Genomic DNA, 23516 nt, shown 5'->3' with positions numbered 1-23516 from the left:
CTAGGGAAGCTTGAATTCTTGCCTCAAGAGGGAGTGCTGGCTGGGGCGCCTGGATTCGAACCAGGGAATGGCGGTACCAAAAACCGCTGCCTTACCGCTTGGCTACGCCCCAACTTAAGCTGGCGAGAAATCGCCTTGCCAAATCGAGCGCCTGATTAGCAAAGCTCGTCGCCCGTCACAATGCTTAACTTCGCCTTCGACGCAGATTTCTTTCACCCGCCAAGGGCCGGTTCGACGCAAATAACCAGCGTATGAGATTTCCCGCGCCGGACGTTTCCTCCCATGGCCCTTTGGCCTATTGTCGCCGCGTGCCCGCGTAATGCGGTGAAGGCGGGCGCCAAGCCGATGGCCATTGTCGAGATCGAGTACACGTGAAAGCCAGGAAGAGACGTATGCAGGGACCGGATTTCGACCTCGACTTCAAGCCGGCGCACGGCGAGGCGGTGCCTGTTGCCGACGGCGTACAGCGCATCACCGTCAACAATCCCGGCCCCTTCACCTTCCATGGAACGAACACCTATGTCGTCGGCAAACGCTCGGTCGCGGTGATCGATCCGGGGCCGGACGACGACGCGCATTTCCGCGCCCTGATGGCTGCGCTCGATGGCCGCGAGGTGACGCACATCGCTGTCAGCCATACGCACCGCGACCATTCCCCCCTCGCCCGGCGGCTAAAGGCCGCGACCGGCGCCGTGATCGTTGCCGAAGGCCCCCACCGTGCGGCCCGGCCCTTGCATGCCGGCGAAGCCAACCCCTTCGCCGAAAGCTCGGATATGGATTTCGTGCCCGACATGGCGCTTCCCGAAGGCGGGAGGGTCGAGGGCGACGGTTGGAGCCTGACGGCCGTGATGACACCTGGCCACACCGCAAATCACGCCGCCTTCGCGCTGGACGGCACCGGCATCCTCTTTTCCGCCGATCACGTGATGGCCTGGGCGACGAGCATCGTCGCCCCACCCGACGGCGCCATGGCCGACTATATGGCCTCGCTCGAAAAGCTTTTGCAGCGGGACGATCGGCTCTATCTGCCCGGCCATGGCGGTCCGGTCTCCGACCCCGGGGCGTTCGTCCGCGCTCTTCGGGCACACCGCAAGATGCGCGAGCGCTCCGTGCTTGAACGCATCCGCGCCGGCGACCGGAAGATCCCGGACATGGTGAAGGTGATCTACGCTTCTACCGACTCGCGCCTCCACGGGGCCGCGGCACTTTCAGTCCTGGCGCATCTCGAAGACCTCGTGGAACACGGCCGCGTCGAGACCGACGGTCCGCCGTCGCTCTTCGGCGACTATCGGCTGGTGCCGGGAGGCGCCGGATGACCGCTGCATGTTTCCCTAGATCATTTCATTGTTTCTTTGAAACAGTGAAATGATCTAACTATTTGAAATTACGCAATTCCGGACGGAAAACCGTTACACACTTTTCCTGGAATTGCTCTAAATCGCAGCCGACTTAAAGGATAAAAACAGGCAGCAATTCAAAATGCGTTCTTGCGCGTCTGATAAGATGCGCGGCGCTGTAGCCGCCAGCGCGGTCAATCGCCGGCAATGCCCAGAAGTTCGGCGTCAAGCGCCCGCAGGAACTCTTCGGCAAAGGCGGCACCTGTGCCAAGATCATGGGCACCGTAGCGAGAGGCCACGCGCAGGTCGACGAACGTCGTCTCCGCTTCCTCCCGGAGCCTGATCAGCACATCGAAGCGGAAGCCGACAATCAGGGTACGCCATTCGCCCTGCAGCACGACATCGGTAGAGCGTCGTCCCGGAAGCGCGTCAAGATCCGGCGAGGGGCGCGCAGCCGGAACCGGAATGACGTCCGGCTCGCCGTTCGTGTCCGCCCCGGCGCCGCGCTGAACCGCCAGATCCCCGAGGTCCGCGCGGGCGTTCTCTACGCCGAGTTCGGCGGTGGTGGCGATACGCGTTTCCCCGACGACCTTACGCACGCCCTGGAACACGCGGTCGAGCGCGCCGTCGTAGCGCCTGCCCGTCAATCCCGGATAAGCGGCGATTTGTGCCTCCCGGTCCTGCGGCGTCACCGTCGGGTTGCGCGCAAGCCAGTTCTTTTCTGCCGCCGGAGCCTTGATCCACGGCGGCGGCGTCACCGTGTCGGTCGTGACGTCGTAGATCTTCGGCCGCATCAGATATTGCACGGCGCCGAAGCCGAAGAAGCCGAGCGGAGGAGCGGCATAGGCAAGAGCGGAGAGCGACGCGATGCCGCCGACCGCCGCTACCTGCCACAGCCGGGTGAGCCCGATCGCGGCGAGTAGCACGCCGGCCAGAGCAAAAATGCCCGACAGTGAGGCAAGCGCCAGAAAATGCGGCGTGGTCAACGGACCGAAGCGGTGCGCCAGCAGCGACAGCACGAAGATCGCAAATGCGATGCGGGCGAGGCCGCGCGCCCAGTGCGCGGCGTGGGAATAGGGACGCTCGTAGCGGATAATCATCTAACGGAATCAATCCCCGAAGCGGAACAGACCATGGCCTTCTTAGACCATGGCGTCAGGCGTGGGAACAGACAATGCTCGTCCATGTCCCCGACGAAACTGCGCTTGCGGCAGTGCCGCAAATTCGCCATTCTCGTTAAACACCTATTTCAAATTCCCGCCAAACGTTCCGTGGCGGAGCGAGTTCAACTGGAGGCATCAGCCGGCGTCGTGAATGGAGCGGGCGCGCGGCAATCAACGGAGAGGACAACATGGTCGCATCGCAAACAACCGTGACGAAGGCTGCTCCCACCCTCCTGCCTCAACCCGGCGACGCTGCCATACCGATGGCACTGCTCGAACTGGAACTTTCTCTCGATGGATTTTCCGGAAGCAAGGATGAATTTGCCGCCTTTGTGCGCACTGTCGCTGCGGATATCGGCGGCGAATTGCTTTTCACCCTGCCGGCCTCCGGTCTCGTCGAGGATTGCCTCACGATCGCCGCCATTCGTTACAGCGATGCCGGAAAGGCGCCAACGATCCTGTTCGTCTGCCTTGGCGGAGACGGGAACGCGATCCGCGTCGAGCAGCCAGGCGAGCGAACTGCGGATCTGAAAAACTTTGCCGAGGCCTTTGTCGGCGTGCTCGAGCGGATCTGAACAGCGGCCGGCGGTTGACCGGTCGCCTGCGGCAGGCGCATGATATCGCGGTTTAATTGAATCGCGCCTGCGGACCTTGCGTTATGCGTCACCCGTGCATGCTTGCAGCCTCTTCATCCAAAAAACGAAGCGCGTTGAACCTTTTGCCTCGCTTCGCCGTGAACATGGCGCCCCGCCTTTCGGCCGACCTCTGTTCCCAACACGCCGGCACCGGCGGCCCTCACCGAGATCGGCGCTAAGCAACATCCGTTGTGCTCGTTTGATCTTCTGCGCAACCGTCGCGTGCCACCGGTGCCGATCAGGAGGCAATGATGAAATCTTCGAGACTGCTGATCCTCGCCGCGGCCGGGCTGTTGCTGGCCGCGTGCCAAACGATGACGCCGCAGGAGCGGCGCGCAAGGGACGAAACGACCTGCGCCTCCTATGGCTTTCGCCGTGGCACGGATGCGTTTGCCACGTGCCTGCAGCGCATAGAACTCGACCGTCGCGCCGAGGCACGCGCCTTCCGCTACGACAACGACTTCCTGATACGCAGGCCGTATTATTGGTATTGACGCGAACCGGGCGCCGTCGCGGGCAGAGGCGGGCGGCGTGGATAGCAGTCAACTCGCCGCCAGCGCCTCCGTCTTGCCGCTGCCGTTGATCGCCGCTTGTGCCGCCGCCAGCCGAGCGATCGGCACACGGAAGGGCGAGCAGGAGACATAGTCGAGACCCGCCTCCTCACAGAAGCGGATGGACGCGGGATCGCCGCCATGTTCGCCGCATATCCCGAGCTTCAAGCCGTTCTTGGTTCGCCGTCCGCGCTCGGCCGCAATCTGGATCAGCTCGCCGACACCGTCGAAATCGAGGGAGACGAACGGATCCTGCTCGATGATGCCCTTCTGCTGGTAGGTGGCGAGAAACAGGGCGGCGTCATCGCGCGAGATGCCGAAGGTGGTCTGCGTCAAGTCGTTGGTGCCGAAGGAGAAGAAGTCAGCCGATTCGGCGATCGTGTCCGCCCGGAGCGCCGCGCGCGGCAGCTCGATCATCGTGCCGATCAGGTAGTCGATGTTCACGCCGGCCTCGCCGATGACGTCCTTCGCGACCGCCTCAATCCGTTCCTTGACATAATCAAGCTCGGAGCGAAGCCCGACAAGCGGCACCATGATCTCCGGAACCACGGCAGCGCCGGTCTTGCGCGCGGCCTCGACCGCGGCCTCGAAGATGGCGCGAGCCTGCATTTCGGCAATTTCCGGGTAGGAGATCGCCAAACGGCATCCGCGATGCCCAAGCATCGGGTTGAACTCGTGCAGAGCATCGACCCGTTGGCGCAGTTCGGAAGGATCGATCGACAGGACTCCGGCGACGTCGGCGATCTCCTCGTCCGTCTTCGGCAGGAACTCGTGGAGCGGCGGGTCGAGAAGCCGGATCGTGACCGGCAGGCCGTGCATGATCGAGAACAGCTCGATGAAATCCGAGCGCTGCATCGGCAGAAGTTTGGCGAGTGCCGTGCGCCGGCCCGCCTCGTCTTCAGCGAGTATCATTTCGCGCATCACATTGATACGGTCGTCCTCGAAGAACATGTGCTCGGTACGGCAGAGGCCGATACCTTCGGCGCCGAAGGAACGGGCGGCACGCGCATCCGCAGGCGTCTCTGCGTTGGTGCGCACCGTCATTCGGCGGCTCGCATCGGCCCATTCCATAATCAGGCCGAAATCGCCCGAAAGCTCGGGCTGAAGCATCGGGATTTCGCCCTTCAGCACCTGACCGGAAGACCCGTCGATGGTGATGACGTCGCCCTTCTTCAGGGTCACGCTCGCGGCAATCAGCAGCTCGTTGCGCGGATCGACGCGGATATTGCCCGCCCCGGAAACGCAGGGCGTCCCCATGCCGCGGGCAACGACGGCCGCATGGCTGGTCATGCCTCCGCGGGTCGTCAGGATGCCCTGCGCCGCATGCATGCCGTGGATATCCTCGGGGCTCGTCTCGACGCGGACGAGAATGACCTTGCGACCTTCCTTGACGGCCTGCACCGCTTCCTCGGAGGTGAAGACGATCTCGCCGGTCGCCGCCCCGGGCGAGGCCGGCAGGCCGGAACCGATAATGTCTCGCCGTGCATGGGGGTCGATCGTCGGATGCAGAAGCTGGTCGAGGGAAGCCGGATCGATGCGCGCCACCGCCTCTTTCTTTGAAATGAGCCCCTGCTCGGCCATGTCGACAGCTATCTTCAGCGCCGCCTTGGCGGTGCGCTTGCCGGACCGGGTCTGCAGCATCCACAGCGTGCCGCGCTCGATCGTGAACTCCAGATCCTGCATCTCGCGGTAGTGCCGCTCCAGCTTGCTGCAGATCGCCTCGAATTCGGCGAATGCTTCGGGCATCAGCTTTTCAAGAGAGGGTTTGTCGGAACCCGACGCGATGCGCGCGGCCTCGGTGATGTTCTGCGGCGTGCGAATGCCGGCGACGACGTCTTCGCCCTGGGCGTTCACCAGAAACTCGCCATAGAGCTCTTTTTCGCCCGTCGATGGATTGCGGGTGAAGGCGACGCCGGTAGCCGACGAATTTCCGAGGTTGCCGAAAACCATGGCCTGAACATTGACCGCAGTACCCCAGCCGGCCGGAATTCCGTGAAGATGGCGGTAGGTTATCGCGCGCGGGTTCATCCAGCTCGAAAAGACGGCACCGATCGCCCCCCAGAGCTGAATCTCGGGATCCTGCGGAAAGGGCTCGCCAAGCACCTCTTCGATCGCCTCCTTGTAGCGCGATATCACGTGCTGCCACTCGACGGCCGAAAGCTCCGTATCCTGCTCGTGTCCGAGCCGCCCCTTCTCGTCCTCCAGGATTTCCTCGAAGACCTCGTGATCGACCCCCATGACGACGTCGCCATACATCTGAATGAAGCGCCGGTAACTATCCCAGGCGAAGCGCGCATCGCCGGCGTCGTGCCCCAGCGCATGCACGGACTGGTCGTTGAGGCCAAGGTTGAGAACCGTATCCATCATGCCGGGCATCGACGCGCGTGCGCCGGAGCGGACGGACAACAGAAGCGGATGGGTCGTGTCTCCGAAGATGCGGCCGGTCGTCTCCTCCATCCGGGTAATACCTTCCCGCACCTGCTCGCGCAGACCGTCGGGCATGGTTCTATCGTTCTCGAAATAGCTGTTGCAGGCATCCGTGACGATCGTCAGTCCCGGCGGCACCGGCAGGCCGAGATTGCACATCTCCGCGAGGTTTGCTCCCTTGCCGCCAAGCCTGTCGCGATCCCCCGCACGCCCCTCGGCCTTGCCTCCGCCGAAGGTATATACCCATTTCGTCATGCCTGCTCTCCACCCAGAAACAGCCTTTGATGACGATCTACAGTATATGCTTCGGAGTGAAAATGCACCCGACGAAGATTTTTGTTGCGGTGCACCAAAATTGAAACGCAAGCTGGCGACAGCCAACAAGGCGGCGTCAATTCGGTCTATTCGAAGTCGCCTAACGGGATCAGGGCGAGCAGCTCAGACCACTTCCCGCATGCGTTCGGCCGTCTGCAGGTCGACGGAAACGAGCTGCGAGACGCCCTGTTCGGCCATGGTAACGCCGAAGAGACGATTCATGCGGGCCATGGTGATCGGGTTATGGGTGATGATGATGAAGCGGGTCTCGGTCGAGGCCGCCATTTCGTCCATCAGGTTGCAATAGCGCTCGACATTGTGATCGTCGAGTGGGGCGTCGACTTCGTCGAGCACGCAGATCGGTGCCGGATTGGTGAGGAAGACAGCGAAGATCAGCGCCATCGCCGTCAGCGCCTGCTCGCCGCCCGAGAGCAGCGTCATCGTCTGGGGCTTCTTGCCGGGCGGACGGGCGAGAATCTCGAGGCCGGCCTCAAGCGGATCGTCGCTCTCGATCAGCTGCAACTCGGCCGTTCCGCCGCCGAAGAGGTGGGTGAACAACCGCTGGAACTGCACATTGACCACGTCGAACGCGGCGATCAACCGCTCGCGCCCCTCGCGGTTGAGGTTCTGGATGGCGCTGCGGAGCTTGCGGATTGCCTCGATGACGTCGTCGCGCTCCTTGAGGATCGCCGCCAGGCGTTCGGAGAGTTCCTTCTGCTCTTCCTCGGCGCGAAGGTTGACGGCGCCGAGCCGTTCCCGCTCGATCTTCAGCCGTTCAAGCTCGCGCTCAACGCCGTGCATACCGGGCAGCGCCTCATCGGCCGCAAGCCCCGTCAAGCGCATCACCTCGTGCGGCGCGCAGGCAAGGCCCTCGTGGATGCGCGCCTCGATCTCGACACGACGCTCGCGGGCCGAAACCAAGCGCTCCTCCGCGCGACCGCGCTTTTCACGGACCTCGGCAAGGTCCGACAGTGCAGCGGCGGCCACCCGATCGGCCTCGCGCTGGCGGCCTTCCGCTTCGGCGAGGACGTCGGCCGCTTCGCGGCGCGAAGCCTCCGCCTTCTGCAGTTCGTTCATCAGCGCGCGGCGCTTGTCCTCGAACTCGTCGGGCGCATCGATCAGTTCCTCGACTTCGTCCCGCGCTTCCGCCTCGCGGTCGCGCAGCGTGCCGATATGTTCCTCGGCGCTCGCTGCCCTCGCCCGCCACGTCTCGCGCTCGGCCGCGATTGCTGAAAGCCGGCGTAGGCGCACCTCGTTTTCACGGGCAAGGCCATCATGGGCAGCACGCGCCTCTGCGACCGCGGCGCGATCGGCGGCGACCGCCGCCGTCTGGTTGCGCAGCCTGAACTCGAGTTCGGAGAGGTCGGGTGCTGCGGCAAGCGCGTCGTTGGCCGCCTCGATCCGTTCTGCCGCCTCTTCGAGCTGCCCCTCCAGTTGAAGCTTCGTTTCGGCAAGGACGGCGCGGCGGCGGGCGAGATCGCCCGAGGCGCGCTCGGCTGCAGCTAGCGCTTCGCGCGCCTCGCCGAGTTGACGGGCGATCATGCGCTGGGCATCGCGCGCAAGCCGCAGCCGTTCATCCTCAGCACGGATGCGCGCACCGGCCGCGGTAAGATCCGCCTCCGCTCGCCGCAACGCTTCCGTCGCATTCTCCGTCTCGCTCTCAAGCTCAAGAAGCCGGTTCTTCTGCGCGAGCCGCAGGGCCGCGGCACTCGGCGCCTCCGACCCCGTCACGTGACCATCCCAGCGCCAGACCGCGCCTTCCTTCGTCACCAGGCGCTGACCGGTCTTCAAGAGCGGCAGCAGGCGCTCTGCCTCCGCTTCGCTTTCGACGATTCCGATCTGGCCAAGCGCCCGCTTGAGCGCATCCGGCCCGCGCACATAGCCGGCCAGCGGCACAGCACCCGCAGGCAGAGATGGATCGGCAGAATGGTCGCCGGGCATTCGCCAATGCGCGGGTGCAGCCTGATCCAAAGGCGAATCGAGGTCGTCGCCAAGTGCCGCACCAAGCGCCGTCTCGAACCCTCGCTCGACCTTCATCTCCTCTACGATCGCCGGATAGGCGCCACCACCGACCGCCTCCAGCATCCTGCGGATCGTGCGTGCCTCGGCTTCGATGCCATTCAACATTGCACGCGCCTGATCGACCGGCGGGCGGGCAGCAGCTTCATCTGCACGGGCGTCGGCGAGCGCCTCTTCAATGGCGACGACAACCGCTTCGGCTTCCTCGAGCGCGGCTTGCGCGACCTCCACCTGTCCCTGCTTCTCATGCGGATCGGGAAGTGCCGCCATCTGCCGGTCGATATCATCGAGATCGCGCGCCTGGTCGGAAAGCTGACGGACAAGGCGCGCCTGCCGTTCGGAGAGGTCGCGAAGCGTCCTTTCGATCTGATTGCGACCCGCTTGGGCTTCGGCACGCTCGGCCGTCAGCCGTGCAAGTTCGGCTTCGCTGATCGACAGTGCTTCATTGGCTGCATCCAGCCGTTCGCGCGCCTCGCCGGCGCGGTCATCAGCCTCCGCCAGCACTTCCCGGAGCTCCGCTTCTTCCTCATCGAGGCGGGCGAGAATACCGGCATTGTCTGCAACCAGCCGCTCCTCGCGGGCGATATCCTCGGCGAGTTGCGCCAGCCGACGCTGCAATTCGTCGCGGCGCCTGAGGATCCGGCCGGCATCCTCTTCCAGCTGCGAACGGGCGATCTGCAGGCGCTGCAGCGCCGCCGCCAGCTTCGCCTCGTTTTCGCGCAGTTCCGGCAGTTTGAGACTGGCGATCGCCTGGGCTTTCGCTGCCTCCATCTGTATTTGCGCCTTCTCGGCGACCAGTGCAGTGATCTGGTTCAGCTGGCTTGTCGCCTCGGCTTCCGCCTCCTTGGCCTGCACCCAGCGAATATGGAAGAGGATCGCCTCGTGCCGGCGAATATCCGCAGACAGCATCTTGAAGCGGTTCGCCTGGCGGGACTGGCGCTTCAGGCTCTCGATCTGGCTTTCGAGCTGGGACGTCACATCGTCGAGCCGCTCGAGATTGGTCTCGGCCGCCCGCAAGCGCAATTCCGCCTCATGGCGGCGCGAATGCAGGCCGGAAATGCCGGCCGCCTCTTCGAGCAATTGGCGACGGGCCTGGGGCTTGGCGGCGATCAGCTCACCGATCCGGCCCTGGCCGACCATCGATGGCGAGCGCGCCCCGGTCGACGCGTCGGCAAATAGCAGCTGCACGTCCTTGGCACGCGCCTCCTTGCCGTTGATGCGATAAACCGAGCCCTGCTCGCGCTCGATGCGGCGGGTCACCTGGATCTCATCGCTGTCGTTGAAGGCTGCAGGCGCCGTGCGATCGGCGTTGTCGAGATAGAGGCCGACTTCAGCCGTGTTGCGCGCCGGCCGGTTGCCTGAGCCGGAAAAGATCACGTCGTCCATGCCGGAGGCGCGCATGTTCTTGTAGGAGTTTTCGCCCATCACCCAGCGGAGCGCCTCGACAAGGTTCGACTTGCCGCAGCCGTTCGGGCCGACGACACCGGTCAGGCCCCGCTCGATGACGAATTCGCTCGGTTCGACGAAGGATTTGAAGCCGAGCAGGCGGAGCTTGTTGAACTTCATGGGCCGCGCCTCCGCTGGCGACCATTGAGCCGTTCACCAAGAAGACAGGGAGCACAGAAAGAAAAAACGGGCGCACGGCTGCTGCCGTCGCCCGTTTTCAGGAAAAGCGAAGGATCAGAGCTTGCTGTCGATGAGGGCCGACATAACGTCAACCGACATGTCCCCCGAATAGTGCTCACCATTGACGAAGAAGGTCGGCGTCGACTTGACGCCGAAATCCTTGGCGCCCCTCTGCATCACTGCATTCACATCATCCAGAAGTTTTTGGTTCGTCAAGCAGGCCTCGAAGCTCTCCTGTGTAAAACCGGCGAGTTTCGACATCTGCAGGAGCGCATCGCGGCCGTTCTGCGCTGCGGCCCACTGCTCCTGCTGCTTGAACAGCATCGAGATCATCGGGAAGTACTGCCCTTCCGGCGCGCAGCGCGCCAGCATGAAGGCCGCTGCCGCACGCGGATCGAACGGGAACTCGCGGATGATGAACCGCACCTTGCCGCTGTCGACATATTTCGCCTTGATGGCATCGAAGGTCTTGTTGTGGAAGTTCGCGCAGTGCGGGCAGGTCATCGACATGTATTCGACGATCGTCACCGGCGCATTGGCTTCGCCCAGCGCCATTTCCGGCAGCGCGCCCGGTTCAAGCAGCTTCTTCACGTCGACAGTGCCTTCCGGCTGCGGCAACTCAACCTTGGCGGCAGCGGATGGGGATGCCTGGGCAACTTCGGTTGCCGCAGGCTTTGCCTCGCTGGTGGCGGCAGGTGCTGCCGGCGTGGACGCAGTGGTCGTCGCCTCCGCGGTCGCGCTGGTTTCAGTCGGCGCAGTCGAAGCCGTCTCCTTCTTCTCCTCGCTGCAGGCGGCGAGCATCACGGCAAGCGCGGCGACGGCGGCACCGCCCAGAAGGCGTTTCGAAAGGCTCTTTTCGGAAGCGGACATGAATTTGACCTGTGTTCTGTGAGGGAAATTGAATTGCGAATTCGATAACTTGCCTTGTTGGAGGCGACAAGGGGCAGCGTCTCAACTGAATTCAAAGAAATGTGACCGCTTGAAGATCAAACTCCCCTCCGGCGCGACGAAAACACGGCAGTGCCAAGACGCCGCAGCGCTGCCTTCAGCGCCTCGCTTTCTACGCCTTCCACCATGGCTTCGAGCTTTCGCGCGGGCTCGCCGACGAGCGGACGCGGACGACGGAACGGCTTGGGCGGGGCTGCAACCGGCTTCTGCACGATGCGCACCTGGCCGATCGCATAGAAGCCGAAGAAACCGTTGATGCGCTGGATCAGTTCGCCCTGTGCGTGGGTCAGAAAAAGCGCCCTCGCGCCCTCGCAGGCGATGGTCAGAACGCCCGGTTGATGGCCGCCCTCGCCGCCCATTTCGGAGGCGCGCCGCGGCCAGGCGATTTTTTCCGGTCGTGTGCAGTCGGCAAACTCCGGACCGGCGATCTCGTCCCAGGAGCCCAGCAGCATGGTGTTGATGCCCGCGCGCTTGGCGAGCACCGGATCGATCAGGCCGTTTGCGACCTCGCTGATCTGGACGACGCCCCTGCGGGCCTTTTCTTGATTCACCGGCACGACTTTCTGTTTGCAATTCCGATTGCGCCTTGAAGCCTACTGCATGTTTCCTTAAATCGTAGCCGATTAAGGATAAAACATGCAGCAATTCAAAGTGCTACAGCGTCCTTTGCGCGTCTGACAAGACGCGCGGCGCTGTAGGCTGACGTCATCCAACTATAGGCCGGAAAAGGATTCCCCGGCAAATGATGCACGACACCGCAAAGGCGGCGGACGCCACCTTTCTACTTCTCGACTGGTACGATCGCCACCACCGCGATCTTCCTTGGCGGGTCGCGCCGCCAATGGCGCGAAAGGGCGTTGTCGCCGATCCTTACCATGTCTGGCTCTCCGAGGTCATGCTCCAGCAGACCACCGTTCAAGCGGTCAAGGCCTATTTCAACAAGTTCCTGATGCTGTGGCCGACGGTCATTGATCTGGCTGAGGCGAACATCGAAGACGTGATGAAAGCCTGGGCCGGGCTCGGCTATTACGCCCGCGCGCGCAACCTGAAAAAATGCGCCGAAGCGGTGGCGGGCGAACACGGCGGGCGCTTTCCGGACAACGAGGAAGGGCTGAAAGCGCTTCCCGGCATCGGCGACTACACGGCGGCGGCGGTCGCGGCGATCGCCTTCAATCGCCGAAGCGCCGTCCTCGACGGCAATGTCGAGCGCGTGATCTCCCGGCTCTACGCCATCGAAACGCCGCTGCCCGCCGCCAAGTCGGAAATGCGGGCGCGCGTCCTTGACCTCACGCCGGAGGATCGCCCGGGCGACTTCGCACAGGCGATGATGGATCTCGGCGCGACGATCTGCACGCCGAAGCGACCGGCCTGTTCGCTCTGTCCCTTCCGGGCAAGCTGTCTGGCGCTTGCAATGGCCGACCCCGAAACCTTTCCACGCAAGGCGGAGAAGAAGCAAAAGCCGCTGCGCCTCGGCGCCGCGTTCGTGGCGATCGACCGCTCGAACGCTGTCTATCTGCAGAAGCGCGCCGACACCGGCCTTCTCGGCGGCATGACCGAGGTTCCCGGCACGGGATGGACTGCCCGCCGCGACGGCGAAACCTCGATCGATGCCCAGCCCTTCGCCGCGTCCTGGGAGCCCTGCGGAACGATCACGCATGTTTTCACGCATTTCGAGTTGCGCCTCTCGGTCTACCGCGCCAATGTTCAGCGCGCCGAGACGGGCGCGAATGGGTGGTGGGAGCCGATCGCGTCGCTCAAGGCGCAGGCGCTGCCGACTGTCATGAAAAAGGCGATCGCCCAGGCTATACCACACGCCTTCAAGGCTGAGCGTATCTAGAACAAACAAGGACGTGAAACGGTTCTTGCCTGTCCCCCACACAGAACCCATTGGAACAACTAAGGATTGCCGATGAGCAGCGCCAACATCCGCCACATCGTCTTCGACATCGGCAAGGTGTTGATCCATTACGACCCGCGTCTTCCCTACTGCCGCATCATCCCGGACGAAGCCGAGCGCAACTGGTTCTTTGCCAATGTCTGCACCCACGACTGGAACGTCGAACAGGATCGGGGACGCTCGTGGGAAGAGGCGGAGGACATTTTGATTCGAGAACACCCGGATCGCGAGGAACAGATTCGGGCTTTTCGCAAATGCTGGCACGAGATGGTGCCACATGCCTATGTCGAGACCGTCTCCCTGATGGAGGGACTGATCGCCGAAGGGCGCGATGTCACCATGCTCACCAATTTTGCGTCCGATACATTCCGTGAGGTGCAGAAGCTTTATCCCTTCCTGACGCTGCCGCGCGGCGTGACGGTCTCCGGCGACGTCGGCCTGATCAAGCCCGAAGTCGCAATCTATCGGGCCCATGCCAAGGCCTTTGACCTGGAGCCCGCCGCCACGCTCTTCATCGACGACAGCATGGCCAATGTGGAGGGCGCGCGCACTGCGGGTTGGCATGCGGTACACTTCACCGACCCCGAGAAGCTCAAGGTAGATCTCGCCTGCTACGGCGTTCAGCACTGAGAACCTCGACGAGATCACCAACGCTTTGCGATACCCGCAGCGGCTTTAAAATCATCAAAGCGCCACAATCGGTTCAGCCGTCATTCAGCTCTCGCCGCTCATGATCAGGACCAGAATTCGACGCCCACCCCGAAAGGTTCTGCTCCATGGCCACGCGTATCTACGGCACGAACTACAGCGACAAGATCGTTCAGAACGGCTATATCTCGGTAGAGATCTATGCACTTGACGGAAACGACCAGATTTATCTGAACAGGACCGACAGTTACGGCGGATATAACTTCGTCGATGCGGGCTACGGCAATGATGTTGTCGTTAACTACTTCGAAGGCGGCAACGATATCTTCATGGGCGCCGGCGATGATCTCTATATCGCCGACGCACGTGTCCGTGACGCAAGCTCCTATGACGTGGTTTCCGGCGGCAGCGGCAACGATCGCTTCGAGATCGAAACCTACGCCAGCGACTACTATGGCGATAGCGGCAACGACAGCTTCCTTTCGGTCGGTTTCAAGAACTACTTCAACGGCGGCACCGGCATCGACACGGTCAGCTACCAACTGCAGGACAGCTTCGGTTCGGAGCGCGGCCGGGGCGTGACGATCGACCTCGGCTACAAATACGCGACCACCGGCACCGGCCGCCGGGAAGACCTGATCAGCATCGAAAATGCGACGGGCACCAACTACGGCCATGACGACATTACGGGCAGCTCGGTCGCCAATGTGCTGCGCGGGCTCGGCGGCCACGACATTCTCGAAGGCCTCGGCGGCGACGATTTCCTCGATGGAGGCAGCGGCGACGACGATCTCTATGGTGGCTCGGGCGCCGATATCCTGCGCGGCGGTACCGGCTTCGACTACCTCAACGGCGGCACCGGCACCGACAGCTTCGATTTCAACTCGATCAGTGAATCGGCCGTCGGCAGCCGGCGCGACGTGATCGCCGATTTCCACCGGTCGGAATGGGACGTCATCGACCTTTCGACGATCGACGCCGACACGACCTGGAGCGGAAACCAGAGTTTCACCTTCATCGGCAGCCGTGGTTTTTCCGGCGAGGCGGGCCAGTTGAATTTCCGCTCCGGCGTCATCTCGGGCGACGTCAACGGCGACGGTTATGCCGATTTCCAGATCAAGGTAAACGGCGTCACCAGCCTGAGGGTCGACGACTTCTTTCTTTGATTGTGGCCCTACGCATGTTCGATCGCCCCTCACCCTAGCCCTCTCCCCGCCTGCGGGGAGAGAGGACTGAGAGCGTGCGGCGAGTCCGGATGAGGGGGCCCGCCTCCGCATCATGTACAAACGCCCGGAATCCTCAGCGGATTCCGGGCGTTTAAAGCTCTCCCTCCGGGACTGAAGGTACAAAAACCGGACGGAGCGCTTTTCGAAGACCCGAGCGGAACTGGTTGATCAGTTCAGTTTTGCCAGGTCATTTCGAATGACGGATCGGAGCTCGTCGATGGGCTTCAGGCTGTTGCCCTCTTCGAAGTGCCAGAATGTCCATCCGTTGCAGGCATCAAGGCCCTGAACTTTCGCCCCAAGCCGATGGATGGATCCGGCCTCGCCGCCCGAGGCAAGCGTGCCGTCCGCGCGCACGATCGCGCTGTAGCGACGCCTTGCATCGGTCAGAACCGTGCCGGGCTTGATCAGACCGCTTTCGATCAGCGTGTTGAAGGCAACCCGCGGCTCCGCCTTCTTGCCGGTCATGACGGAAAGCGTCGCCTTACCGAGCGGTTCGACAGCGGCGATGCGTTCGGCCGCGGCATCGATATAGTCCTGCTCGCGCTCGATGCCGACGAAATGGCGGCCCAGACGCTTGGCGACGGCGCCGGTGGTGCCGGAACCGAAGAACGGATCGAGCACGACATCGCCGGGCTTGGTCGAGGCCATCAGGATGCGGGCGAGAAGCGCTTCCGGCTTCTGCGTCGGATGCACCTTCTTGCCATCGTCACCCTTCAGACGCTCGGCGCCGGAGCAGATCGGGAACAACCAGTCGGAGCGCATCTGAACGTCGTCGTTCGCCGCCTTCATGGCCTCGTAGTTGAAGGTGTAGCCCTTGGCCTTCGCGTTCGGCGTCGCCCAGATCAGCGTTTCATGCGCGTTCTGGAAACGGCGACCCTTGAAGTTCGGCATCGGGTTGGTCTTGCGCCAGATGATGTCGTTCAAGATCCAGAAATGCAGGTCCTGGAGGATCGCGCCGACCCGGAAGATATTGTGGTAGGAACCGATCACCCAGAGCGTGCCGGTCGGCTTCAGGACACGGCGGCAGGCCAGCAGCCACGCCCGGGTAAAGGCGTCGTAAGCCTCGAAGGAGGCGAACTGGTCCCAGTCGTCGTCAACGGCATCGACCAGCGATTGGTCAGGCCGGTGCAGCATGCCGCCGAGTTGGAGATTGTAGGGCGGATCCGCGAAGACGACATCGACGGAATTATCGGGAAGCGCGTTCAGCGCTGCCACGCAATCTCCCTTGATGATGCTGTCGAGCCAGTTCAACGGACGGGCGGCACGGGAGATTTCGGCAAGCGAAACAACTGAAGACATGGACAACTCGCAAATACGCTTACTCGGACTGACTATACGCTTATGGTTACCGAAGATGGTTACCAAAGCCTGAAACCGTTCCGGAAAAATTCGCGTGGTAGCGAGAGTTATCAAGCAGGAGCAATTCCCAAGGGTTGATAACAGTGGAACCAGAAACCACCGGCGGTTAAAGAGCGGGAACAATGGGCTGCAATTCGGAAAGAAGAAAGTGATGAGGCGTCGGTCACATCCATGCTGCTCGGTGCGCGCGAGACCCCCCTCGCCCCGGGATCAAGGCTGGAGAAATTGGGGGAGTTCCTCGGAGTTCCCGATAGGTGGGATTTTGGCATCGAAGACGAATTCATCTGCCAATTGGGATACGCCGACTTTGAGATTTCCTTGCGAACACGCGACAATCGGGTCGAAGTAGAGAGGGTGTGGCTCGAGCTTTGGCATGCCCGCAATGGCGAGCCGCAACCAAAGAAATCGCCCATACGCCTGGTGGACGGAATTGACGTCGATCTCGGCGCTTTTCAGCCGGGCATCCCGCTGTCGACCGCTAAAGCGCTTTTGGATTCTCTGCTGGTAGTCTACGAAGAACCCCCTCAAGAGGATGCCGGCGAGGTTGCCAGCAGAATTGTTCTCGGAACGAAATCCGAACTGCTGTTTTTTCGAGGCGATGATGAGCCACGACTCATGGAGATACATTTTTATGCGGACGATGACTAAGTCAGGTCATCATAGCTAGGCAGCGCCCGCGCCCTCATGCCACTGGCGGCTGTCCGGCGGCGCCTGATCGCGGTCGTTGAGGCCGTAGTCCCGGACGACTGCCGCGATCCTCAGCCGATAGTCGGCAAAGACTCCACCCCGTCCTGCCTCCTGTGCGGCGCGATGTTCGGCACCGTTGCGCCACACCTTCACCGCCGCCTCGTCTCGCCAAAAGGAAAGCGACAACAGCTTGTTCGGATCGGCAAGGCTCTGGAAGCGCTCGATCGAAACGAAGCCGTCGATCTCTTCCAGAAACGGACGCAAATCGGCGGCAAGGCCGAGATAGGTGTCGCGCCTGCCTTCGGCCGGCATGACTTCGAAAATCACGGCGATCATTGCGTCACTCCTTTCTGTGCGCCAGTGAGACGTTCTTCAGGAAGATGCGGTCCTCCTTAAGAATGAAGCGTTCACGCCTGGCGAACTCGTAATTCTCGCGGCCAAGCGGATCGGCGGCAAGCCTGGCGCGGTAAGCCTCGTAGGCGGCAAGGCTTTCGATGTTATAGACGCCGTAGGCAGTCGTGGCCGACCCTTCGTGTGGGCCATAATAACCGATGAGGTCGGCACCGCAGCGGGGAATGGCTTCGCCCCAATTGCGGGCATAGGTCGCGAATTCGTCCTTGCGGAAAGCGTCGATCTCGTAGCGGATGAAGCAGGTGATCATGGTCGTCTCCTTCCTGGTTAACGACAACTATGCCGACTTGTCCTGCGTGGATGCTTCGATTATGATCGAAGTATGAAGGAAGGTCCGGACATTGCCCTGATCGGCTCGCTCATCGGCGATCCCGCGCGCGCCAACATGCTGACCGCGTTGATGGGCGGTCGGGCATTGACGGCAACCGAGCTTGCTACGCACGCCGGGATCACGCTGCAGACGGCAAGCTCGCATCTTGCCAAGCTGGAGGCCGGCGGGTTGCTCACGCAGCGCAAGCAGGGCCGCCACCGCTATTATGCATTGAGCGAGGATGAGGTCGGGCTGATGCTCGAAAGCATCATGGGCTTTGCAGCGAGTCGCGGATTGACGCGTCATCGACCGGGACCGAAGGATCCGGCACTCAGAAAGGCGCGTGTCTGCTACAATCACCTCGCCGGCGACTATGGTGTGCGCATGCTCGACAGTCTGGTCGCCGCGCGCCAAATCGAAATGACCGGCGATGATCTGGCGCTGACCGATGCCGGTCGAGTCCGGGTCGAGGCCTTGGGCATCGATTATGCCGCGCTCAAGAAGTCCCGTCGACCGATCTGCAGGACCTGCCTCGACTGGAGCGAGCGTCGCTCGCATCTTGCCGGCTCTCTCGGTGAGGCACTCTTGACCCTCTTCATCGATAAGGGGTGGGCGAGGCGCGAGCAGAACAGCCGCGCCATTCGCTTTACCGATGCCGGCGAAAAAGCCTTCTCAGAGCTCTTCCCGCAATAGGGACGCTCTACAGCGCCGCGCGTCTAATCAGACGCGCAAAGGACGCTGTAGCATTTTGAATTGCTGCATGTTTTTATCCTTAAATCGACTAGGATTTAAGGATAGTAGGCGCTCCTCGAACGACCGCGCCGGCAAAGCCTTCGCGCGCGACGCGCGTGCAGAGGGCCGACCATTCGCAGTCATCGCAGGCGGCGCGGACAGAGCCAAGCGCAAAGGCGCCGCGCAGATCCTGAAGGCGCCGGTCGTCGAGAATGAGAACGGAGCCCGGGCCAAGCGGAAGGCCAAGCAGATCGGCTGCCGCAGCCAAAGCCCGGCTGTCGCGACAGCCGATGTTCTCGTTGTGGCAATGGACCTCGGCCAGACCCAGCATCGGCGCACAGATATCGTCCGGCCCTTCTACAATCTCGATCGGCTCGCCGGCGGAAAGGCGACCGGCAACGACATGGTAGTTGCGGGTGAACGAGGGCGTATAGCCCTCGCCCACGAAAGTCAGCAGGCACAGAAGATGATGCCCGCGCAGACGGACCGTCAAAGCAGGTCCGCCGGCTTGCGAACAGAGTGCTGCATTGCCTTAAGAACCGCGGCTGCGAGCGCCGATTTCAGGACGGCACCGAGCAGGAACGGGACCGCACCCAACATCACCGCCTTCTCGAACCCGACCAGCGTCGCAAGCCACGCCGCACCGATAACAAGGCAGAGGATATTGGCGGAAAGGTGCGCGAGAAAGCTCCACACCACCCGATCGCCCGTCCAGCCTCGTGCAGCCAGCCAACCGGCAAGGCCGCCGATCAGCGGAAACGAGACGAGGTAGCCGGCGGTCGGACCAGCGAAATGCGCGATGCCGCCCGCACCGTTTGCGAGCACCGGCAGTCCGACGATGGCCTCCGTCAACCAAGCGAGGATCGTGACGGCACCCAACCGCCAGCCGTAAATGACGCCGATCATGGTGACTGCGAAGGTCTGCATGGTGATCGGCACCGGCACCATCGGTACGCTGATCTGCGAGGAAAGTGCAAGGAAGCCGGTGCCTGCCAGCACGAACAGGGCCTTGAGCGGCCATGTCCTGCTACCAAGACGCAGCGGATCGAAGACGGGCGCAGAAACGAGTTCGGACATGGGTTCTCCTAGACTAGGATTTGCTATTATAGATAATTTTCTAAACTATCTATAATTTTCCAATACCGATAAGCAAAACTGAAATCAATAAGAAAGGCGGCGACAAGCACGGCCGCACAGGCGCGCGGCGACCCCGGTGCAGCGCGCAGCGCCTTCAGCCCTCGCGTTGAAATTATAGATAATTCGAAACATCACAGCCCGGTCAGGCGTGCACTAAAGCATCCCGCTTTCAAGTGGAACCACTGAAAGCGGATAAGATGCTCTAGAATCAAAGTGCTAGAGCGTCCTTTGTGCGTTCACTTGAACGCACGGCGCTCTAGCCGACGATCGAAAATGCGTCGCGAACTTCGCCTGCGGCTGTCTTTACCGGAGTCTTACCGATCCATCCGACATGGCGCTCGAGAATGACCGCCGCCTCCTCACCCTTCCCCTGACGGAGCGCCGCCAGGATCGCCCGGTGATCGTGATCGGTACGCGCCTCCCAGCTTGAACGCCAGGCTGAGAAGAGAAACCTGGCGCTTGCCGCATGAAGATCGTCGATCGCCGCGAGCAGGCGCGGCATACCGCAGGGCTCGAGAATGATCCGGTGAAAAGCACGGTTCGCGGCCTCCCAGGAGCGCACATCCCGGGAACTGTCGGCCGCAGCCGTCGCCGCCTCGGCCCTGTCGAGGATCGCCGGCGTCAAGTGGGGCACGGCGTGGCGCAGAGCCAGGACCTCGAGGGCGGCCCGCATTTCGGCAACTTCGCGCACCTCCTTGAGGTCGAAAGCGGCGACACGTACGCCGCGGCGCGGCGCGCTCACGGCGAGCCCCTGCGCCTCCAGCCGGCGAAAGGCCTCGCGAACGGGAACGTGACTGGCGCCGAACTCCTCGGCGACGTGATCCTGCCGCAGCCGCTCGCCCGGCGGCAGCACTCCGGAAATGATCCTTTCGGCAAGCACGCGGCTGATGCGGCTCGCAAGCGTGTCGTCGCGTTCCTTGTTCATGCGATACAGATAGAGGTGCATCCCGACGCTGTCGAGAAAGCTCGGATGTGTGTCCGGCGATTTCCAAAGGTTGAGCTTTGGACCGCCATCGTATAAAGCTCGCCCGACTGTCGCTTTCGCCGCGATCCAGACTCCTCCCCTGCCGCTGGCGCTTTTTCTCCCAAGGAACTGACCCCCACATGACCGGTATCGATCTCATCATCTTCGACTGCGACGGCGTGCTAGTCGACTCGGAAATCATCGCCTCGGAAGTCGAGGCCGGATTGCTGACGGAAGCGGGTTATCCGATCAGCGTCGAAGAAATGGCCGAGCGTTTTGCCGGCATGACGTGGCACAACACGCTGCTGGCAATCGAGAAGGAGGCGAGCATTCCGCTGTCGGCATCGCTGATCGACAAGGTCGACGCCATTCTCGACAAGCGGCTCGCGCGCGATGTCAAGATCATCGAAGGCGTCAAGCCGGCGCTGATGCAGCTGACGCTGCCGCATTGCGTCTGCTCCAACTCCACCTCCGAGCGCCTTGCCATCATGCTCGGAAAGGTCGGAATCAAGGACCATTTCGGCAAGCACATCTATTCCGCACGTGATCTCGGCCCCGATCGCGTCAAGCCGAAGCCGGACATCTTCCTGCACGGCGCCGCCCAGTTCGGCGTCGATCCGTCGCGCGTCCTCGTCATCGAGGACTCGGTGCATGGTATTCATGGCGCGCGGGCCGCAGGGATGCGCGTCGTCGGCTTCACCGGCGGCGCCCATACCTATGCCTCGCACGCGGACAAATTGACGGAAGCTGGCGCGGAGACCGTGATTTCCCGCATGGCGGTCCTGCCCGGCGTAATCGCCGCGCTTGCCGAGTGGTCGGAGTCCATGACGGCCTGACGGTCGGGTCAGTGTGATCATGCCAAATCTGTTTCGCCCGGCTGCTGCCGGGACGGAAAATCCCGTGGGTTGCAATGGGCGCGCGTTGATTTTGCGCGCGAGGACGCCATGCCGCATTGATTGCGCATGACCTCCTTCATAAATCATGGCTATCGCGCTGCGCCCAAGGGCTATATCAAGCAGTCCATAAGCGTTATTTCCAAGGAGGAGACATTATGCGTCTTTCGATATTAACCGGTTTGACGTTGGCGGCCGGTGTCGCATTCGCACCGCTTGCCCATGCCGATATCACGATTGGCGTGATCACTCCGCTCACCGGCCCGGTCGCCGCCTTCGGCGAGCAGGTCAAGAACGGCGCCGAAGCGGCGGTCGAGGCCATCAACAATGCCGGCGGCATCAATGGCGAAAAGATCGTCATCAAGATCGTCGATGACGCCGGTGAGCCCAAGCAAGCCGTGTCCGTTGCCAACCAGCTTGCCGGCGAAGGTCTGCGCTATGTCGTCGGCCCGGTAACCTCCGGCACCTCGATGCCGGCGTCCGACGTGCTCGCGGAAAACGGGATCCTGATGGTCACGCCGACGGCGACCACGCCGGACCTCACGACCCGCGGGCTGTGGAACGTGCTGCGCACCTGCGGGCGCGATGACCAGCAGGCGGTCGTCGCCGCCGACTATGTCGTCAAGAACTTCAAGGACAAGCGCGTCGCCGTGCTGCACGACAAGGCCGCCTACGGCAAGGGCCTTGCCGACGGGTTCAAGGCTGCGATCAACGCGGGCGGTATCACTGAAGTCGTCTACGAGGGCCTGACTCCCGGCGAAAAGGACTTCGGCGCCATCGTCACGCGCCTCAAGGCCGAGAATGTGGATGTCGTCTATTTCGGCGGCTACCATGCCGAAGGCGGCCTGCTCGTGCGCCAGATGCACGACCAGGGCGTCAAGGCGCAGCTCATCGGCGGCGACGGCCTCTCCAACACCGAGTTCTGGGCAATCGGCGGCGACGCTGCAGCGGGCACGACCTATACCAATGCCAGCGACGCGACCCGTAATCCCGCAGCGGCTCCGGTGATCGAGGCTCTCAAGGCCAAGAACATTCCGGCCGAAGCCTTCACGCTCAATGCCTATGCCGCCGTGCAGGTGCTCAAGGCGGGCATCGAAAAAGCGGGCTCCGCCGAGGACCCCACTGCCGTTGCGACGGCGATCAAGTCCGGCGAGGAAATCGATACGGTAATCGGCAAGCTGACCTACGGCGAAGCCGGTGACCTCACCTCGCCGAGCTTCTCGCTCTACAAATGGGAAGCCGGCAAGAGCGTCCCGGCCGAATAAGCACTGCGAACGGATAAAGAAGAACGCCGGGGCATGCCCCGGCGTTTTTTGTTACGTACTGTGGGATAGCCTGTCCGCTCGTCTCACTGCGTCCGGTACGGTCCCTCGTCGAAGCCGACGAAAACCTTGGCTTCGGCGCCGGCACCAGCGGGGATCGTGACATCAGCCTTGGTGAAAACGAACTGCGTCGAGGCGCTGCCCTGCGGAATCTCGACGGGGAATTGGGTGAGTTCGGAGTAGAGCGTCTTTTCGCCGTCCGTCGCGGCAACGCGGATCGGCAGGGTCACTTTGCCGGGTCCTCCAGCGGGGCCTGCGGCGACACGTCCCTGCACCACCACCGTGACCTTGAGCGCATCTTCACTCTGCACGCATTGGCGCGTCGTGTCGGCAAGTGACGCCTGATAGACGACCTTGGTCGGATCGTCCTTCGCGCCCTTCGCATAGGTGCGGAAGCTGGAAGTCCCGTCCCGAAGCGTAACCTGAGGGCAGGCCGCCTGTATTACCGCTGGCGTCGCGGCGCTCGCACTGCCGCCAGATTCGATGGCGCCGCCCGTTTGCGTCTTGTTGCAGCCGGCGAGCGCCGCAAGAAGCGATACGGCGAGAACACGGCGGGATACTTTGCCAAACACGTTACACAACCTCTGCTGAACCCGGTTAAACACCAGATCACGATGAGTTTGGACTGGATCAATCCAAAATCATCGTGATCGATTCCAATAGGTTAGAGCGAGACGGAGCGGAGAACTGCCTGCCCCTGCCCATCGCGCCCTGCTGCATGTTTCCTTAAATCGTAGCCGATTCAAGGAAACATGCAGCAATTCAAAGTGCTACAGCGTCCAATTCCGCGTGTGATTAAGACGCGCGGCGCTGTCGACCGAAAACGTTCGGTCGGGCCTTTCATGGCCCACTGGCATCGTCTATAGCAGCGGCGTTTTGAAAAATCGATCCAGTCAGCCGTCCCATGCA

Annotated in this window: 22 protein-coding genes and 1 tRNA gene; 10 read left to right on the top strand and 13 right to left on the bottom strand. The window is 62.4% G+C overall.

Annotation, left to right across the window (positions count from 1 at the left end; all coding sequences use genetic code 11):
* Nucleotides 1-37: 37 nt before the first annotated feature.
* Nucleotides 38-112, bottom strand: a tRNA-Gln gene (locus RB548_RS03415).
* Nucleotides 113-392: 280 nt separating this feature from the next.
* Between RB548_RS03415 and RB548_RS03410 the strand changes: the two genes are divergently transcribed.
* Nucleotides 393-1316: an MBL fold metallo-hydrolase gene (locus RB548_RS03410; RefSeq protein ID WP_331373649.1), complete on the top strand. Its 924-nt coding sequence runs from the start codon at nt 393-395 to the stop codon at nt 1314-1316.
* 215 nt (nt 1317-1531) lie between these two features.
* Here the strand turns inward: RB548_RS03410 and RB548_RS03405 are convergent, their stop codons facing one another.
* Nucleotides 1532-2437 (bottom strand): DUF1499 domain-containing protein, encoded by a 906-nt coding sequence (locus tag RB548_RS03405; protein WP_331373648.1) that lies wholly within the window; start codon nt 2435-2437, stop codon nt 1532-1534.
* A 251-nt stretch (nt 2438-2688) separates the two neighbouring features.
* Between RB548_RS03405 and RB548_RS03400 the strand changes: the two genes are divergently transcribed.
* Together RB548_RS03400 and RB548_RS03395 are read left to right on the top strand one after the other, a co-directional pair.
* A complete protein-coding gene (locus RB548_RS03400; RefSeq protein ID WP_331373647.1) occupies nt 2689-3075 on the top strand; it encodes a hypothetical protein in 387 nt (128 codons plus the stop codon).
* A gap of 311 nt (nt 3076-3386) precedes the next feature.
* Complete coding sequence (locus tag RB548_RS03395) at nt 3387-3629, top strand: hypothetical protein (RefSeq protein WP_331373646.1); 243 nt, start codon at nt 3387-3389, stop codon at nt 3627-3629.
* A 48-nt stretch (nt 3630-3677) separates the two neighbouring features.
* On the opposite strand, the gene ppdK is transcribed toward RB548_RS03395, so the two are convergent.
* The 4 genes from ppdK to RB548_RS03375 all read right to left on the bottom strand — a co-directional run bounded on the left by ppdK (nt 3678) and on the right by RB548_RS03375 (nt 11572).
* Complete coding sequence (ppdK, locus tag RB548_RS03390) at nt 3678-6368, bottom strand: pyruvate, phosphate dikinase (protein ID WP_331373645.1); 2691 nt, start codon at nt 6366-6368, stop codon at nt 3678-3680.
* 183 nt (nt 6369-6551) lie between these two features.
* Nucleotides 6552-10013, bottom strand: a complete 3462-nt coding sequence (locus RB548_RS03385) for a chromosome segregation SMC family protein (RefSeq protein ID WP_331373644.1) — start codon at nt 10011-10013, stop codon at nt 6552-6554.
* Nucleotides 10014-10127: 114 nt separating this feature from the next.
* The gene (locus RB548_RS03380; RefSeq protein WP_331373643.1) at nt 10128-10943 is read right to left on the bottom strand and encodes a DsbA family protein; all 816 of its coding nucleotides are present in this window, start codon (nt 10941-10943) and stop codon (nt 10128-10130) included.
* 116 nt (nt 10944-11059) lie between these two features.
* Nucleotides 11060-11572, bottom strand: a complete 513-nt coding sequence (locus tag RB548_RS03375) for a DUF721 domain-containing protein (RefSeq protein ID WP_331373642.1) — start codon at nt 11570-11572, stop codon at nt 11060-11062.
* A gap of 191 nt (nt 11573-11763) precedes the next feature.
* Here RB548_RS03375 and mutY point away from each other — a divergent pair, with 191 nt between their 5' ends.
* The 3 genes from mutY to RB548_RS03360 all read left to right on the top strand — a co-directional run bounded on the left by mutY (nt 11764) and on the right by RB548_RS03360 (nt 14732).
* Nucleotides 11764-12858 carry an A/G-specific adenine glycosylase gene (gene mutY / locus RB548_RS03370; RefSeq protein ID WP_331373641.1) on the top strand — a complete coding sequence of 365 codons (1095 nt, stop codon included), beginning with the start codon at nt 11764-11766 and terminating at the stop codon, nt 12856-12858.
* A gap of 72 nt (nt 12859-12930) precedes the next feature.
* Entirely contained in the window at nt 12931-13548 is a 618-nt protein-coding gene (locus tag RB548_RS03365) for an HAD family hydrolase (protein WP_331373640.1), read from the top strand.
* Between the two features lie 146 nt (nt 13549-13694).
* A complete protein-coding gene (locus tag RB548_RS03360; protein ID WP_331373639.1) occupies nt 13695-14732 on the top strand; it encodes a calcium-binding protein in 1038 nt (345 codons plus the stop codon).
* A 228-nt stretch (nt 14733-14960) separates the two neighbouring features.
* Here the strand turns inward: RB548_RS03360 and RB548_RS03355 are convergent, their stop codons facing one another.
* Nucleotides 14961-16091, bottom strand: coding sequence for a site-specific DNA-methyltransferase (locus RB548_RS03355; protein WP_331373638.1), 1131 nt, complete (start codon nt 16089-16091; stop codon nt 14961-14963).
* A 231-nt stretch (nt 16092-16322) separates the two neighbouring features.
* Between RB548_RS03355 and RB548_RS03350 the strand changes: the two genes are divergently transcribed.
* Nucleotides 16323-16799, top strand: a complete 477-nt coding sequence (locus tag RB548_RS03350; RefSeq protein ID WP_331373637.1) for a hypothetical protein — start codon at nt 16323-16325, stop codon at nt 16797-16799.
* Between the two features lie 15 nt (nt 16800-16814).
* On the opposite strand, the gene RB548_RS03345 is transcribed toward RB548_RS03350, so the two are convergent.
* Both RB548_RS03345 and RB548_RS03340 read right to left on the bottom strand, forming a co-directional pair.
* Nucleotides 16815-17174, bottom strand: coding sequence for an antibiotic biosynthesis monooxygenase family protein (locus RB548_RS03345; protein ID WP_331373636.1), 360 nt, complete (start codon nt 17172-17174; stop codon nt 16815-16817).
* 4 nt (nt 17175-17178) lie between these two features.
* Nucleotides 17179-17499: an NIPSNAP family protein gene (locus RB548_RS03340; protein ID WP_331373635.1), complete on the bottom strand. Its 321-nt coding sequence runs from the start codon at nt 17497-17499 to the stop codon at nt 17179-17181.
* A 72-nt stretch (nt 17500-17571) separates the two neighbouring features.
* Here RB548_RS03340 and RB548_RS03335 point away from each other — a divergent pair, with 72 nt between their 5' ends.
* Nucleotides 17572-18252 (top strand): ArsR/SmtB family transcription factor, encoded by a 681-nt coding sequence (locus RB548_RS03335; RefSeq protein WP_331373634.1) that lies wholly within the window; start codon nt 17572-17574, stop codon nt 18250-18252.
* 88 nt (nt 18253-18340) lie between these two features.
* On the opposite strand, the gene RB548_RS03330 is transcribed toward RB548_RS03335, so the two are convergent.
* The 3 genes from RB548_RS03330 to RB548_RS03320 form a co-directional block, all read right to left on the bottom strand.
* Nucleotides 18341-18784 (bottom strand): DUF1284 domain-containing protein, encoded by a 444-nt coding sequence (locus RB548_RS03330; RefSeq protein WP_331373633.1) that lies wholly within the window; start codon nt 18782-18784, stop codon nt 18341-18343.
* On the bottom strand, nt 18781-19368 hold the full coding sequence (locus RB548_RS03325) for a biotin transporter BioY (protein ID WP_331373632.1): 588 nt from the start codon (nt 19366-19368) through the stop codon (nt 18781-18783). The genes RB548_RS03330 and RB548_RS03325 overlap by 4 nt, the downstream gene beginning before the upstream one ends.
* 316 nt (nt 19369-19684) lie before the next feature.
* A complete protein-coding gene (locus RB548_RS03320; RefSeq protein WP_331374871.1) occupies nt 19685-20353 on the bottom strand; it encodes a GntR family transcriptional regulator in 669 nt (222 codons plus the stop codon).
* A gap of 179 nt (nt 20354-20532) precedes the next feature.
* Between RB548_RS03320 and RB548_RS03315 the strand changes: the two genes are divergently transcribed.
* Both RB548_RS03315 and RB548_RS03310 read left to right on the top strand, forming a co-directional pair.
* Entirely contained in the window at nt 20533-21228 is a 696-nt protein-coding gene (locus tag RB548_RS03315; RefSeq protein ID WP_331373631.1) for an HAD family hydrolase, read from the top strand.
* Between the two features lie 215 nt (nt 21229-21443).
* Nucleotides 21444-22550, top strand: a complete 1107-nt coding sequence (locus RB548_RS03310; protein WP_331373630.1) for an ABC transporter substrate-binding protein — start codon at nt 21444-21446, stop codon at nt 22548-22550.
* An 83-nt stretch (nt 22551-22633) separates the two neighbouring features.
* On the opposite strand, the gene RB548_RS03305 is transcribed toward RB548_RS03310, so the two are convergent.
* A complete protein-coding gene (locus tag RB548_RS03305; protein WP_331373629.1) occupies nt 22634-23179 on the bottom strand; it encodes a hypothetical protein in 546 nt (181 codons plus the stop codon).
* Between the last annotated feature and the right edge of the window lie 337 nt (nt 23180-23516).

The sequence above is a fragment of the Sinorhizobium chiapasense genome (assembly GCF_036488675.1).
Taxonomy (GTDB): domain Bacteria; phylum Pseudomonadota; class Alphaproteobacteria; order Rhizobiales; family Rhizobiaceae; genus Sinorhizobium; species Sinorhizobium chiapasense.
This window is presented reverse-complemented; position numbering and strand designations above follow the sequence as displayed.